The 15,718-nt window shown below is 56.8% G+C and carries 12 protein-coding genes; 3 read left to right on the top strand and 9 right to left on the bottom strand.

The window, feature by feature from the left end:
* Positions 1–5 precede the first annotated feature (5 nt).
* From MHM84_RS13925 to MHM84_RS13885, 9 genes are all read right to left on the bottom strand, one after another.
* A complete protein-coding gene (locus MHM84_RS13925; RefSeq protein ID WP_239266965.1) occupies positions 6–1,016 on the bottom strand; it encodes an ornithine carbamoyltransferase in 1,011 nt (336 codons plus the stop codon).
* Between the two features lie 39 nt (positions 1,017–1,055).
* On the bottom strand, positions 1,056–2,309 hold the full coding sequence (gene arcA / locus MHM84_RS13920) for an arginine deiminase (protein WP_239266964.1): 1,254 nt from the start codon (positions 2,307–2,309) through the stop codon (positions 1,056–1,058).
* 60 nt (positions 2,310–2,369) lie between these two features.
* A complete protein-coding gene (gene arcD, locus MHM84_RS13915) occupies positions 2,370–3,797 on the bottom strand; it encodes an arginine-ornithine antiporter (RefSeq protein WP_239266963.1) in 1,428 nt (475 codons plus the stop codon).
* A gap of 298 nt (positions 3,798–4,095) precedes the next feature.
* A complete protein-coding gene (gene ftsH / locus MHM84_RS13910) occupies positions 4,096–5,946 on the bottom strand; it encodes an ATP-dependent zinc metalloprotease FtsH (RefSeq protein ID WP_239266962.1) in 1,851 nt (616 codons plus the stop codon).
* Between the two features lie 53 nt (positions 5,947–5,999).
* Positions 6,000–6,326 carry a TraR/DksA family transcriptional regulator gene (locus MHM84_RS13905; protein WP_239266961.1) on the bottom strand — a complete coding sequence of 109 codons (327 nt, stop codon included), beginning with the start codon at positions 6,324–6,326 and terminating at the stop codon, positions 6,000–6,002.
* A gap of 83 nt (positions 6,327–6,409) precedes the next feature.
* Positions 6,410–8,137: an alpha/beta fold hydrolase gene (locus MHM84_RS13900; protein ID WP_239266960.1), complete on the bottom strand. Its 1,728-nt coding sequence runs from the start codon at positions 8,135–8,137 to the stop codon at positions 6,410–6,412.
* 20 nt (positions 8,138–8,157) lie between these two features.
* Complete coding sequence (locus tag MHM84_RS13895; protein WP_239266959.1) at positions 8,158–8,616, bottom strand: hypothetical protein; 459 nt, start codon at positions 8,614–8,616, stop codon at positions 8,158–8,160.
* A gap of 52 nt (positions 8,617–8,668) precedes the next feature.
* Positions 8,669–9,028 (bottom strand): hypothetical protein, encoded by a 360-nt coding sequence (locus tag MHM84_RS13890; protein ID WP_239266958.1) that lies wholly within the window; start codon positions 9,026–9,028, stop codon positions 8,669–8,671.
* Positions 9,029–9,225: 197 nt separating this feature from the next.
* Positions 9,226–10,254, bottom strand: a complete 1,029-nt coding sequence (locus MHM84_RS13885; protein ID WP_239266957.1) for a zinc-dependent alcohol dehydrogenase family protein — start codon at positions 10,252–10,254, stop codon at positions 9,226–9,228.
* A 547-nt stretch (positions 10,255–10,801) separates the two neighbouring features.
* Between MHM84_RS13885 and MHM84_RS13880 the strand changes: the two genes are divergently transcribed.
* From MHM84_RS13880 to MHM84_RS13870, 3 genes are all read left to right on the top strand, one after another.
* The gene (locus MHM84_RS13880) at positions 10,802–11,305 is read left to right on the top strand and encodes an Hsp20/alpha crystallin family protein (protein WP_239266956.1); all 504 of its coding nucleotides are present in this window, start codon (positions 10,802–10,804) and stop codon (positions 11,303–11,305) included.
* Between the two features lie 57 nt (positions 11,306–11,362).
* Positions 11,363–12,367: a zinc-dependent alcohol dehydrogenase family protein gene (locus tag MHM84_RS13875; protein WP_239266955.1), complete on the top strand. Its 1,005-nt coding sequence runs from the start codon at positions 11,363–11,365 to the stop codon at positions 12,365–12,367.
* A 610-nt stretch (positions 12,368–12,977) separates the two neighbouring features.
* A complete protein-coding gene (locus tag MHM84_RS13870; RefSeq protein ID WP_239266954.1) occupies positions 12,978–15,713 on the top strand; it encodes a cation-transporting P-type ATPase in 2,736 nt (911 codons plus the stop codon).
* Positions 15,714–15,718 lie beyond the last annotated feature (5 nt).

The following is a 15,718-nucleotide window of genomic DNA, read 5'->3' as shown; positions in this document are numbered from 1 at the left end:
AGGTGTCAGATATCGCCGAGGGTAGCAACCAGCACCGCCTTGATCGTGTGCATGCGGTTCTCGGCCTGTTCGAAGGCGATGCAGGCGGGGGATTCGAAGACCTCCTCGGTGACTTCGATGCCGTTCGCCAGTTGAGGGTACTGTGCAGCGATCTGCTTGCCGATCTTGGTGTCGGCGTTGTGCAGGGCCGGCAAACAATGCATGAACTTCACCCGAGGATTACCGCTGGCGTCCAGTAGGGCCTTGTTCACTTGGTAGGCTTCCAGGAGCCTGATTCGCTCGTCCCAGGTCTCCAAGGGCTCACCCATGGAGACCCAGACGTCGGTATGAATGAAGTCGACGTCCTGGACCGCACCGGCAGGTGTTTCGGTGAGTGTCAATCGGCCACCTGATTCCTCGGCGAATCGTCGACATGCCTCGACATGCTCGGAGTGAGGCCACAGCGCCTTGGGTGCCCCGATGCGAACGTCCATGCCCAGTTTGGCACCGATCAGCAGCAACGAGTTGCCCATATTGTTGCGAGCGTCACCCAGATAGGCGTAGCGGATCTCATGCAATGGCTTGTCGCTGTGTTCGCGCATGGTCAATACGTCAGCGAGCATCTGGGTCGGATGGTATTCATCGGTCAGTCCATTGAATACCGGGACGCCAGCATACCTGGCCAGCTCTTCAACGATGGCTTGGCTGAAGCCCCGGTATTCGATGGCATCGTACATCCGCCCCAAGACTCGTGCTGTGTCTTTTATCGTCTCCTTGTGGCCGATTTGGGAAGAGGAGGGGTCGATGTAGGTCACGTTGGCCCCTTGCTGGTAGGCGGCTACCTCGAAGGCGCAGCGTGTACGGGTAGATGACTTCTCGAAGATTAGCGCAATGTTCTTGCCTTTCAGGTGTTGCCGTTCGCTGCCTGTGTACCGGGCGCGCTTTAAATCCCGGGAAAGATCCAGCAGATAGCGCAGCTCGCGTGGGTCGTGGCGCATCAGACTGAGCAGGCTGCGATTGTGAATATTGAAGGCCATACAGGTTCTCCTCGGAGATGCAAATAGAGTAGGACTGAATCAATAATCCACGGGGTCTCGAATGATCGGGCAAGTCATGCAATGACCGCCTCCACGGCCTCGGCCCAGCTCACTGGCGTCGATCGTGATGACTTCCACCCCGGCCTTGCGCAGCAGCGTATTGGTATAGGTATTGCGGTCATAGCCGATGACGACGCCGGGCTCTAGGGCCACTACGTTGTTGCCATCGTCCCACTGCTCCCGCTCGGCCTCGTAGCTGTCGCCTCCGGTTTGGACCGTACGTAGCTTCTCCAGACCCAGCGCCTGTGCCACAACTTCGAGGAAGCCCTGCTCTTCACGGCGCACGTCGATGCCGCCCGGCTTGCTTTCATCCGGGCGCAGACTGAACGCGACGATGGACTGCACGGCCTCCGGAAAGACCGTCACAAGATCGTGATCACAGAAGCTGAATACGGTATCCAGATGCATGGCAGCACGGGATTTCGGCAGGCCCGCGACAATGATCCGCTCGGCCGCACCCTGGTTGAATAACGACTGTGCAAGCTGGCCAATCGCCTGGCGTGAGGTCCGCTCTCCCATGCCGATCAGCACGATGCCCTTGCCGAGCGGCATGACGTCGCCACCCTCCAGCGAGGCCATGCCATGATCGATATCGGGATCGCCATACCAGACTTGGAAGCTGGCGTTGGCGAATTCGGGATGGAATTTGTAGATCGCGGCGGTCAGCAGGGTTTCCTGACGGCGTGCCATCCAGTGCATGGGGTTCAGTGTCACGCCGCCGTAAATCCAACAGGTGGTGTCCCGGGTGAACAACGTGTTGGGCAGCGGGGGAAGAATGAAGCTCGAATGGCCAAGGTAATCGCGGAACATCCTGACGATCGCACTGGCGTGATCGCCAGGCAGGTCATTCCCCGAGACGCCTCCGATAAGGAATTCGGCGAGTCGGCGTGGCTCCTGCTCTTCAAGCCAGGCGCGAACTTCCTGTTGCAGTCCCAGGCCAACCTGATTGGCCGTGACCTTTCGGTCGAGTATCCACTGTCGAGCTTCGGGATATTTGACCGTTTCCGTCAGCAGATTGTGCATTTCGAGAACGTCGACACCGCGTTCGCGCATTTTGGTGACGAAGTCGAAATGGTCGCGCTTGGCCTGATTGACCCAAAGAACGTCGTCGAAGAGCAGGTCATCGCAATTGCTGGGGGTGAGGCGTTGATGGGCAAGACCCGGCGAGCAGACCAGCACCTTGCGCAGCTTGCCGATTTCCGAGTACACGCCGAGTTGCAGGGGGGCAGTCATGGGATTCTCCTTGGATACTATGCCGACCCTGCCGGCTCGGTAATCGACAGGGCACCGTGTTCAGAGCGACAGATAACCGGTATATAGGCCATAGGCAGCAATGACGGCGCCGGCCAGCACGCCAGCGAAGATCAGCTTTTCGACAGGACGAAAGACCGGCCTGTTCTGTTCCCGCTTGGCCTGGGCAAAGAACAGAGCGCCAGGGGCATATAGCAACGCCGAAAGCAGGATGTACTGGATACCTCCCGCATAAATCAGCCAGACACTATAGATCACAGCAATTAGTGCAATGAGCAGGTCCTTGCGGCGTTCACGCCGTTGGGACTCATAGGTTTCGCCTCGCCAGCTCACCAGTAAGGCATACGCGGCTGACCAGAAGTAGGGCACCAGGATCATTGAGGTGGCCAGATAAAAAAGGCTTAGATACGTGGACTCGCTAAATAGCGTGACGACCAGGAATAACTGAACCAGACCGTTCGAAATCCATAGGGCATTGCTGGGGACCTGCTTACGGTTTTCCTTCTTCAAGAAGTTCGGCATGGTGTGGTCGCGTGCGCCTGCGAAAAGAATCTCCGCGCACAGTAGCGTCCAGGCCAACAGGCCGCCGGCCAACGAAACCACCAGCCCAACACTAATCAGGATGGACCCCCAACGACCCACAACCTGCTCCAGCACACCGGCCATGGAGGGGTTTTGCAGAGCTGCCAGTTCGGGCTGCTGCATGACGCCCATGGATAGCACGTTGACCAGCACCAGTAAAAGTAGCACGCCCAGGAAGCCGGTTACCGTAGCCTTGCCGACGTCGCTGCGCTTCTCGGCTCGAGCCGAATAGATGCTGGCACCTTCGATACCGATGAATACCCAGACAGTCACCAGCATCATGTTCCTGACCTGATCCATCACACTGCCAAGTTCGAGATTCTTCTCCCCCCAAAAGTCGGTCAGGAAAATGTCGGCATCGAATGCAAATAGCGTAATGATGATAAATAGGATCAACGGCACGACTTTCGCCACGGTTGTGACGAGGTTGATGAAGGCGGCTTCCTTGATCCCGTTCAGTATCAGGAAGTGGATGCCCCACAACAGCAGCGAGGCACATGCGATGGCAACAGGCGTGTTGCCTTCGCCAAATACGGGAAAGAAATAGCCCAGGGTGCTGAACAAAAGGACGAAATAGCTGACGTTGCCTAGCCAGGCGCTGATCCAGTAGCCCCAGGCGGACGAGAACCCCATGTAGTCGCCGAAGCCCGCCTTGGCATAGGCATAAATACCCGAGTCCAGGTCAGGCTTGCGGTTGGCCAGCGTCTGGAAGACGAAGGCTAGGGTCAACATGCCGATCGCGGTTATCGCCCAGCCGATCAGTATCGCACCGGCACTGGCGCTTGAGGCCATGTTTTGTGGCAGGGAGAAGATTCCTCCACCGATCATCGAGCCGACAACAAGAGCGATGAGTGCCCCGAGTTTTAGTTTCTGTGTAGCCTGCGTCATTTTTAGCCTCACTAAAGGAAGCATGTCTTCGTAACTGGTAAGTTCAAACTTGATTTCATGAATCTCTTTAGCTGATCGGCAAGCAAAGTAAGATCATCATTACGATCAAGGTGACTCGTGTGCTGTTAAAAATCCATTCTACGCACAAGCATGTTTATGTAATTTGCTCTATATCAACATTAGCTAAGTTCTGGCAGCGTAGCTTGGGAGTGATAAATTCTAGGGCGAATTTTCTTACGCTTGTATGAATAACAACCTTGCTCGATCACTTTGCATTAAATTTTAGTTAAGAACCCAGTTATACTTGGCGATGCGGCGCTATCGGGGCAGGAGTTTTCGCTGCTCCTGCGATAGGCGGAAAATCCTGAGCGGTGAGCGTTTCACGTTCCAGCAGCATTGCTGCACCTTTCTCCAGATCCTCGCGGCGGCGGGTCAGGATCTGTATGGCGTGGTCGAAGGCGTTGTCTACCAGCCGGCGCACGGCGGCATCGATGTCGCGAGCCGTTGCCTCGGAATAGGACTTGGGCTTGGTAAGGCCGAACTTGTCGCCCAGAAAGGCTTGGCGGTCCTCCTCGTAGATGACCTGGCCACCCTCGTCGCTCATCCCGAAGCGAGTGACCATGCTACGGGCGATATCGGTGACCTTGGCTAGGTCATCGGCCGCTCCCGTGGATATCTCATCGAAGATCAGGCGTTCGGCGGCCCGACCGCCCATCAGTACTGCCATGCGGCTTTTCAGGTCGGCGACGGTCTGCAGGAAACGCTCTTCGGTAGGGCGCTGAATGGTATACCCCAAGGCGCCGACACCACGTGGAATGATCGAGACCTTGTGCACGGGATCCATACCCGGCAGCGATGCAGCGACCAGGGCATGGCCCATTTCGTGATGTGCCACTACATTTCGTTCGTGCACATTGAGCACGCGGCTTTTCTTTTCCAGTCCGGCAACGATACGTTCCACAGCCTGGGTGAAATCATCCAAGGTGACTGCGTCGGCATCGCGACGCGTAGCCAGCAGGGCTGCCTCGTTGACCAGATTGGCCAGATCGGCGCCGGTAAAGCCTGGTGTCAGGGCGGCGATCTGCTCGACATCGACATCGGGCGCCAACTTGCTGATCTTCCTCAGGTGCACCTTGAGGATAGCGATACGCCCCTTGCGCTCGGGGCGATCGACCAGCACCTGACGGTCGAAGCGTCCGGCGCGTAGCAGCGCGGGGTCGAGAATTTCGGGGCGGTTGGTAGCGGCCAGCAGCACGATGCCGGACGAGGTATCGAAGCCGTCGAGCTCGGTCAGTAGCTGATTGAGCGTCTGCTCCTTCTCATCGTGGCCGCCACCAGGCATGCCCAAGCCGCGAGCGCCGCCGAGCGCATCCAGTTCGTCGATGAAAATGATGCACGGCGTAGCCTTGGCAGCCTGGGCAAAGAGATCACGCACCCGGGCAGCACCGACCCCGACGAACATTTCAACGAACTCCGATCCGGAAATCGAGAAGAAGGGCACGCCGGCCTCGCCGGCCACGGCCCGGGCGAGCAGTGTCTTGCCGGTGCCCGGCGGGCCGACCAACAGGATGCCCTTGGGCACGTGAGCGCCCAAACGGCCGTAGCGCTGAGGGTCGCGCAGAAACGCCACGACCTCCTTGAGCTCGTCCTTGGCTTCGTCGATACCCGCCACATCGGCGAAGGTTACCTTGGTTTCGGTCTCGACATAAACGCGGGCCTTGGATTTGCCTAGTGTCATCATGCCGCCGAGGCCGCCCTGACTTGCGGTTAGCCGTCGCAGGAAAAAGCCCCAGATGGCGAATACGAACAGTACCGGCAGTAGCCAGGAGAGCAGGGAGGCCAGCCAAGTCTGATCCGGCTCACCGTCGAACGTGACATCGTATTGGGCTAGCTCGGTGGCCAGCTCGGGATCGATGCGATGGGTAGTAAAGCCACTGGTACCATCGGCGAGCGGCGACTTGTAGGTTCCCTTGATGCGTTCCGAACTGATTTCCAGGGTATCGATATCGCCTTGCTCGAGGTGCTGGCGAAACTCGGAATAGGCAATCGGTGCGTAGGTACGCCCTGCGGCGATGAAATCCTGTGCGATCAGCACGAAAATAAAGCCGATGACGAAGAACAAAACGTGGGCCTGGTATCGTTTGTCCATGCTGACCTCCCTGGCATTGTCGCAAGGCGAAAGCGGAGGATAGACCGTTTACCTTAGAGATTGGCGCAATCCTTGCAGCGGGTCGTGTAGGGCAGGGCTTCCAGGCGCCCGGGTGCAATCGGATCGCCACACTCCTCGCAGCGATCGCCTACCTGGGCATCGATGCGCGCCAAGGCTCGTTCGACCTGGCTCAGCTCCTCCCTGGCTTCATCCTCCAGCCGCTCGACCACTTCGTCGTTCTGGATCTCCAGGGCTTGCTCTTCGAGATCCTTGTCCAAGGCACCATTGGTACGGTGCTGATGGTTCTGGTAACGCTGAATGCGTGTCTGAAGGTCGGCACGCAGTTCTTCCAGCTTGGCCCTTCGCTCTTGTGTCGTCATGATGCACCCGGCAATGTCGATTCAGGATCAATTCCATTTAACGGCATGTGAGACACAATGTTCTTGACGCAGGTCACGACAGCTCACGCTTGTCGTACATAGCTGCCCGGTGCGTCGTCTAGCGGCGGATAATCCCTTGAGCCAACGGCTGGCGCAGCGATACGTGGCCCAGAGCGCTCCGCCAGCCACGCCTGCCAGGCGGGCCACCAGGAGCCGGATTGAGCCGGCGTATGCGCTAGCCAGGTATCCGGGTCGATGTAAGTGTCCTCGGCGTAAGCGGTCGTCATGCGGTAATGGCGCCGAGGATACTCCGGCGGGCTGACGATGCCAGCATTATGCCCGCCATTGGTGAGGAGAAAGGTGATTTCCGGCGCGTCTGCGAGCAGATGCAACTTGTAGGTCGAGCGCCAGGGCGCGACATGATCCCATTCGGTGCCGACACAAAAGATCGGTATTTTAATGTCACTGAAGGTTACTGGGCGAGCGTCCACTCGAAGCCGGCCTTCGGCAAAATCGTTGTTCAAAAAGAGTTGGCGCAGATACTCGGAATGCATGCGGTAGGGCATGCGGGTCGCATCGGCATTCCAGGCCATCAGATCGTTCATGGGCTGACGGGTGGCAAGAAGATACTCGTTGACGATCCGCGACCAGATCAGATCGTTGGAGCGCAGGATCTGGAAGGCTCCCGCCATCTGCTTGGTATCGAGCATCCCTTGGGCCCACATGAGATCTTCGAGGAAAGCGAGTTGCTTGTCGTCGATGAACAGCATGAGTTCGCCGGCCTCGCGGAAATCGGTCTGCGCAGCGAACAAGGTGATCGATGCCAGTCGATTGTCATCATCGCGAGCCATGGCCGAGGCGGTAATGGCCAGTAGCGTTCCACCCAGACAGTAGCCTACGGCATGTATCTTATGGTCGGACATGAGATGATTGATGACATCGACACTGGCCAGGATGCCTTGTCGCCGATAGTCATCCATCCCGATGTCACGGTCCTCTTCCGTCGGGTTGCGCCAGGAGATCATGAAGACGGTATGACCCTGATCGACAAGGAACTTGACTAGCGAGTTATGAGGCGAGAGGTCGAGAATGTAGTACTTCATGATCCAAGCCGGCACGATCAATAAGGGCTCCGGGTGGACATCTTTAGTAGTCGGCGTGTACTGAATCAGTTCGATCAGGTGATTGCGGTACACGACCTTACCTGGCGTGACTGCGACATTGCGACCCACGACATACGCTTCGGTGCCGGCCGGCGTCTTGCCGCTCCACAGAGTCTGAGTATCTTCCCACCAGTGCGCCATACCCTGGAGCAGGTTGAGCCCACCACTGGTCACCGTCCGCTCGAGCACGACGGGGTTGGTTAATAGATAGTTGGAAGGCGATAGCACGTCGAGCCACTGGCGGGCTCCGAACTCGATGGCCTGTTCGTGATGAGGCGACAGGCCACGCAGACCGGTGGTAGCGTTATGCCACCATTGTTGCTGCAGAAGGAAGCCTTGGTACAGCACGTTGTAAGGGAAATGCCGCCAGGCAGGATCGCGGAACCGGCGATCCTGAGGCAACGGCTCGATGCAAGGCTCCGCCTTGGGATCGAAGGCCGAATGGCTGGTCCAGTGCGCCAGACGGAGTTGCTTCTTCAGGGCTTTCTGCCATAGGTGGACCTGGGTGCCGGGGGAGAGGGTGATACTGGACAGCCAGTCCAGATACGTCAGCATGACCGAGGCAGGCGAAATGCCTAGTGTTACCCGTGCCAGCGAGGCGCGCACGAACCTGTCCAGGCTATCGTGCTGGGTATCGTCGAAAAGCATGAGAGTGCCCTCGAAGCTGATTAAAGGTCCTCCAGCTCTTCAGCGTCACGTACCATGCGCATGGCTTCATGCTGTTCCAGAGCGAGGAGACTGTGCAATAATTCTTCTACAGACGATACCTCAGCATGCGTGGCCAAATAACGATACAGATCAATGATACGGTCATGTATTGCCAACAATGAGCGCATGATGTCGGACGTGCTCATGTTGGCATAATCGATTCGCTCGAGAGCTTTTTGGTCAAAGGTGTACTTATCGAAATAGTCGGTACACCAAGTATGAATGGTGGCCGCCTGGGCATCGTCTTCGCTCAGTGCCACGACGCGGCTGAGTTCCCGCTCGTGCAGGGAGAGGTAATCGAGCAACATGCGCAGCCTTTCCTGCTGTGCCTCCTTGGCAGCGCGCTCCAGCGCATTGGCCAGATTGGCATGCAGTTGTCGGGTCAGCTCCAGCACGTCTTGAATGGTTTCAACCGTCATGGCCCGTTCCATCCCCTGGTTGGCGAGGCTGAGTTAAATGGATCGAGTCTTTTCAGATCTCGCACCAAATGCGCTCTCTCAAATCATCGCTAAGTTCCGAGACCTTGCGCATACGTTTCAATGTGGCCTCGGTCATGTCGCTGGCGACCTCATGATAGCAAGACGCCATTGACGCCGGAGTCTGCGGTCCGCCAAGACCCAGCATACAGTGGGTGAGCTTGCTATAGGAGGTTGCCATGGTCGAAAAGAACTCGAATTCATGACGCATGGCGTCATTGAACGTCTCCAGCCAGATACGCTGTAATTTAGCCGCCGAATCGGTGGTTTCCATCCAAGGCTGATACCACCATGTGAACAGGTTATCGTTATTGAACGTGTTAAAGGATGCCTTGGGTAATTCTAACGTTGTCATTGTCTCATCTCCCCAGTGAAGGAAAGAAGTATAGAAGCCTTCAGTTTTCCTGTATCATTTACCGGTCAGATAATTGACGGGCGTCATTTTTAATTTAGTGAAGTAATTTTAATTAAGGTTGTTAGCTGGTTAATTGGCAAAAGAGGCAAGTGAAAGACCGGCCTAAACCCATGGCTGAGTTTGGGCCGGTTCAATGATCAAGCTGTCAGTAACATCTTGATCGCTTTTTCCGAGGCGGCGCGTGCGAACACATCATAGGCCTGGTCTATCTCGCTCAGGGCGAACCGGTGCGTGATCAGGCTCTCTGCCTCGATGCCCCCGGCCTCGAGGAAACGCATCAACACTGGAATAGTGTTGGTGTTAACCAGCCCCGTGCGGACCGTGACATTCTTGATCCACAGTTCCTCGATCCGGAATTCGACGCTACGGCCATGCACCCCGATGTTGGCGAGCCGACCGCCGGGACGCAGGATACGTTGGCAGGTATCGAATGACTCGGGAATACCTACTGCCTCCATGGCCACGTCGACGCCTTCGCCATCGGTGAGTTCCATGATCGCTTCGACCGGGTCGGCACTGACGGTGTCGGTTGCGCCCAACTGGCGGGCCACAGACAGCCGATTCTCGTCGGGGTCGACCATGATGATGCGGGCTGGCGAGTAAAAGCGGGAAGTGAGTAGAGCCGCCAGACCGATCGGGCCGGCCCCGACGATGGCCACGGTATCACCGAGCCTGACCTCTCCATTGAGCGCGCCGATCTCATGGCCAGTCGGTAGAATATCGCTCAGCATCAGGGCAGCGGCAGGGTCGAGTCCCGCCGGTAAGCGGTAGAGACTGTTGTCGGCATGCGGTATCCGCACGAATTCGGCCTGGGTACCGTCGATCTTGTGGCCCAGTATCCAGCCACCATCGCGGCAATGCGCGTACATACCCTGCTTGCAGTAGTCGCAATGGCCGCAGGACGTGATGCAGGAGATAAGCACCTGATCGCCAGGCTTGAGGCTGCTTACACTATCGCCTATTTCTTCGACGATGCCAATGCCTTCGTGGCCCAGCGTCCGACCGGGTTCGACCGCAGGAACGTCGCCTTTGAGAATGTGTAGGTCAGTACCACAGATAGTGGTGTGGGTGATTCGAACGATGGCATCTGTGGGCTTCTCGATGCCAGGATGGGATTTGTCTTTCCAGTTACGTTGACCCACCCCCTCGTAGACAAGCGCTTTCATTATCTTGCTCCCACCTGTGGTTGCTGTTTGGTTGATTATTGACCATTCCATGGACGTGAGACGATAAAATAGTTTGACCGGCATCAAAGGTGGTGCAGGAAAATATTTTGTTGTAACTATGGAAGGGAAGGTCGTTTTTTTGTCAGCGTTTATCGTACAGTATGGCTTCATTATAATTAATCAGATTGCTCGTTCTCAGGCTTTGCTTAGTAAAGGCCTATGGGGGTAAAACCTCGGTGGGCACCGCCGCGCAGCATGGCGCACAAGCCAAGTGACTGAGTGATGCTTAAATCTACCACTCGCAAGTGATAGTATAGATTTAATTCTTTATTAATGAAAGCTTATTTAGAATCTATGAATTTTTGTTGCAGATCAAAATACCCATCAATTCGGCTTCTTTGGTCCCTGACGCAGCTTTTCAAGACAGATCTTCCGGCTATAACTATTCATGTCGTGAAGCTGTACTGCGAAAAAGGCGGGTTAATACGGCATAACGACCCCAACCTCTGTTGTAGCCTCTGGGAATGCATGATACAGGAGCGTCACCATGGATAAGACCGCTGTCCAGCCTGTGAAAGCCGGCCAAGAACCCGACCCGGCGCCGGCCCATCATTCGTTAAGTCCTCTGGAAGAGTTCGATCGTATGATAGAAGGGTTCTTCGAGCGTAGTTGGATGAAGCCTTTCTTCAGGGATGACCTTATGAAGGAACGCTTGGGCTTTTTTGGGCAACATAACCCCAAGATAGATATTGTTGACCGCGACAAGGAAATCATCGTTCGCGCAGAAATGCCTGGCGTAGACCGCAAGGAAATAGATGTCGAGATAACCGACCATTCCTTGACGATCAAGGGACACCGTGCGGGAGAAGCCAAAGAAGAAAAGGAAAAGTACTACCATTCTGAAATGTGGCAGGGCTCGTTCGCCCGGACTGTCGCTCTACCTGTTGATGTGGACTCTCACCATGCTGAAGCCACTTTCAAGGACGGCATACTTACGATCACGTTGCCCAAGACAAAACATGATGCGCGGCGCAAGCTAGAAGTCAAATAAGCTGATGGCGTCGGTGAGATTCCTCACCGACGCTAACTTGAGTACAGGCACAATCGCATGAAAGTTATGGTGCTTGAAAAACGAGGCGGCCCGCTTCAGGCGCGGGAAAGGCCTATTCCTGTACCTGGCCCGGGGCAGGTGCTGCTCAAGGTAGAAGCCTGTGCGGTATGCCGCACTGACCTCCATCTGTTGGATGGAGAGCTACCCGAAATCCACTACCCAATCGTTCCCGGACACGAAATCATTGGCCATGTTGCTAGTTGTGGGCCCGGGGTTATGCTAGAGAATGGAATGCGCCTGGGCGTTCCGTGGTTGGGATATAGTTGTGGCGAGTGCTGGTATTGCTTACATGAACAGGAAAACCTTTGTGACCGGGCGCGCTTTACTGGCTACCAGATCGATGGTGGATTTGCCGAATATACTTTGGCGGATCATCGCTTCTGCTTTCCTATTAGTTCCGACTATAGTGCTGCAGAAGCAGCGCCATTAATGTGCGCTGGCCTGATTGGTTACCGCTCGTTAAGCATGTGTGGCAACGACCTGCAACGCTTAGGTATTTATGGCTTTGGCGCTGCGGCCCATATCGTAGCCCAAGTAGCCTTATGGCAGGGCATCGCACTGTACGCGTTTACTCGTCCAGGAGACGAACGTGCCCAACTGTTTGCGCATCATCTAGGTGCAACTTGGGTAGGTAGCTCCAATCAACTTCCCGATGTGCCACTGGATGCAGCCATCATCTTTGCACCTGTCGGTGATCTTGTACCCGCTGCACTACGTGCAGTGCGTAAAGGCGGTTCGGTTGTTTGCGGCGGCATTCATATGAGTGACATACCTTCTTTCCCCTATGCGTTGCTCTGGGGCGAACGCCAGTTGCGCTCGGTTGCCAACCTGACCCGCAAAGACGGTGAGAAATTCCTTGAGTTGGCCTCCAATACGACAATCCATACTCAGGTAGAGTGTTATCCGCTTCATGCTGCTAATGAGGCACTTACAAATCTAAGAGAGGGCAAGCTGACCGGTGCCGCTGTGTTGGTAATGGCTGAAGTGAACAGTCAAGACTAATTAATTACATCACTTAGCTAAGCGCTGGTGAATTCAAGACTAGACACGATGTGCTCGATAATACTGTCATGCTGTTTTTAGCGCAAAGGCATGCTCGACTCAGGTCAGCCATTGTCCCCGCAAAAGACCTTCTAAGCCGTAAAAACTAATTGTTTTCTCTTCACTCCCGCTTACCGCTCGCAGCATCAGGATAAATTCTGGTTTTATAACCGAGCCTTGTTCTTCGATTTGCACAAATATTGTTTTAGATCAACCTGCATAACGCATGTTAATGCCGCCACAAGCATCAAACTACCATACAATGACTTGGCTCTTGGCATCTACCGCTCAGGGGCTGTGCTAGCCGATACCGGCTTCGCTGGGTCTATCCTGACCGTGAGCCCGAGGGAACGGAGCCATTCGCTCGATCTGAACTACTACTCATCAGTGAGTTGCCGCTGGCACCGGATATGGCGATTATCGCGACTCCTCCCGACACTGCCCCGAGGTTGATTAAGGAGCTTAGTGATCACGGCAGGCTTCGGCTAGGGGGGGGCGTATGGATGGCAAGTCGCTCAACGTGTAACGGCAATGCCTCATTACTCTCTCATTCCGATACCAGGGAGGCGGCATGGAGACACCCACTGCCACTCGAGATACCGAGTCTTCGCTAGATAGCCAGCCCGGGGACGTTCATGCCCAGCCCGTCGATGAGGTCATCAAGGTCCTGAAGTCGTCACCTTCCGGACTGACGGAAGACGAGGCGACCAGACGCCTGGCCTCATACGGGCGCAACCAGCTGCCGGCGGTGGCCGGCCGTCATCCGCTGTTTCGCTTTCTCAGACATTTTCATAATGCGCTGATCTACTTTCTTATTGCAGCGGCTATAGCGGCGTTGCTGCTGGGGCACATCATCGATGCAGCAGTCATCGTTGCCGTTGTGGTCATTAACGCTGTGGTCGGCTTCGTTCAGGAAGGCAAGGCGGAAAAGGCGCTGAATGCGATCCGCAACCTGATTGCACCGCACGCTCACCTGGTCCGCGAAGGCCGGCGGGTCAATGTACCGGTCGATGAGATCGTTCCCGGCGATATAGTAACGCTGGAAGCAGGAGATCGTGTGCCTGCTGACCTGCGGCTCATGCAGGCCAGTTCGCTGCGCATTGAGGAAGCCATCCTGACGGGCGAGTCTATTGCGGCAGAAAAGCGGGAAACGCCTGCGCCGAAGGAGACGGCACTCGGTGATCGTCACTCCATGGCGTACTCGGGCACGCTGGTGGCCACCGGACAGGCAACCGGGGTGGTAGTGGCCACGGGCAGCGAGACCGAGATCGGGCGTATCAGCACGCTGCTGCGTGAAGTTCAGCCACTGACAACGCCCTTGCTGCGTCAGATCAATCGTTTTGGGACGCAGTTTACCTGGATCACGTTGGGTGTAGCCGCGGCATTGTTCGCCTTTGCGGTGCTGGTGCGCGGTTATGCCTGGCCGGAAGCCTTGATTGCCGTGGTGGCGTTGGCAGTGGGGGCCATTCCCGAAGGCTTGCCGGCGGTCATCACCATTACATTGGCGATTGGCGTGCAGCGCATGGCGCGGCGCAACGCCGCAATACGGCAGTTACCCGCCGTGGAAACACTCGGGGCGACCTCGGTAATCTGCTCCGACAAGACCGGCACCCTGACCCGCAACGAGATGACTGTAAGACAGCTGGACGTGCCCAGTGGCCGAGTCACCGTGAGCGGGTCGGGCTATGTGCCGGAAGGACGGTTGGAAGCCGAGCCGGCAAAGGGTATTTCCAGTACGTCGAAGGACAGTGACCGGCTGATCCTGGCTGGGTTGCTCTGTAACGATGCCCAACTGAGCCAGGCCGACGGGGAATGGCATGTCATTGGCGACCCGATGGAGGGGGCGCTCGTGGCACTGGCTATCAAGGCAGGCCTGGACCCAGAGCGCGCACGGCATGAATGGACACGCCTCGATCAGATTCCATTCGATGCCAAGCATCGCTTCATGGCCACGCTCAACCGTAGTGCGAAGGGCGAGCGTCATATCTTCGTCAAGGGCGCGCCGGACGAACTCCTGCAGCTATGTTCCGCCCAGCCGAATGGCGAGGGGACTGTGCCGCTGGATCGGGACGAATGGACGGCACGGATCGCGGACGCGGCGGCCCAGGGCGAGCGTGTGCTCGGTGTTGCCGTCAAGCCGGCATCCTCCGATGTCGACAAGGTGGGCTTCGCCGACCTCGAGGAGGGCCTAGTCTTTATCGGCCTGGTGGGGTTCATCGATCCACCACGTGACGAGGCCATAGCCGCTATCGAGGAGTGTCATTCCGCCGGGATCGCGGTGAAGATGATCACCGGCGACCATGCTACGACGGCAGCGGCCATAGCTCGCCAACTGGGGCTCGGTGAGAATCCGCGCGTGCTCACCGGGCGTGAGCTCGACGCCATTCCGGATGGCGACCTGCCTGGCCTTGTGGCCGAGACCAGTGTCTTTGCCCGAACCAACCCCGAGCATAAGCTGCGCATCGTCCGGGCACTGCAAGCGAGTGGCGCCATCGTGGCGATGACAGGGGATGGGGTCAATGATGCGCCATCGCTGAAGCAGGCGGATGTCGGGATCGGCATGGGGCACAAGGGAACCGATGCGGCGAAGGAAGCATCGCAGATGGTTCTGCTCGACGACAACTTCGCGTCCATCGTGTCCGCCGTGAATGAAGGCCGCGTAGTCTATGACAATATTCGCAAGGTGGCGGCATGGACACTGCCGACCAATGGCGGCGAGGTGCTGGCCGTCATTGCCGCGATCCTCTTCAACTTTGCAATGCCGATGTCGGCCGTTCAGATCCTATGGATCAACCTCGTCACGGCGGCCACGCTCGGCCTGGCCCTGGCGTTCGAGCCGGCAGAGCCCAATGTCATGCGCCGCCGGCCCAGGCCGGTCGATCAGGGACTGCTCACCCCCTTCCTTATCTGGCGTGTCGTGCTCGTGTCGTTCCTGTTCCTGGCTGCGGCGCTGGGCGTTTTCTTTTACTCGCTTGGCCGGGGAGACGAGCTGGCCATGGCCCGCACCCTGGTGGTCAACACGATCGTGGTGCTGGAGATATTCTATCTCTTCAACGTACGCTTCCTGCACATGACCTCGTTCCATTGGCGCGGTGTGCTGGGTACCCCCGCGGTGCTGACAGCGGTCACTGTTGTTGTTATTGCTCAGTGTGCATTCACCTACCTGCCGCTCATGCAAGGGTTGTTCGATACCCGGCCGGTTGCTCTTGCTGATGGGATACTGATCCTCGTTACAGGCATCGCCCTTATGATTGTGCTGGAGCTCGAAAAGGTACTGAGGCGGCGAGCGGGTTGGCTAAGACACTGAGCAGG

This window comes from Halomonas sp. McH1-25, assembly GCF_022348165.1.
Classification (GTDB): Bacteria; Pseudomonadota; Gammaproteobacteria; order Pseudomonadales; family Halomonadaceae; genus Modicisalibacter.
This window is presented reverse-complemented; position numbering and strand designations above follow the sequence as displayed.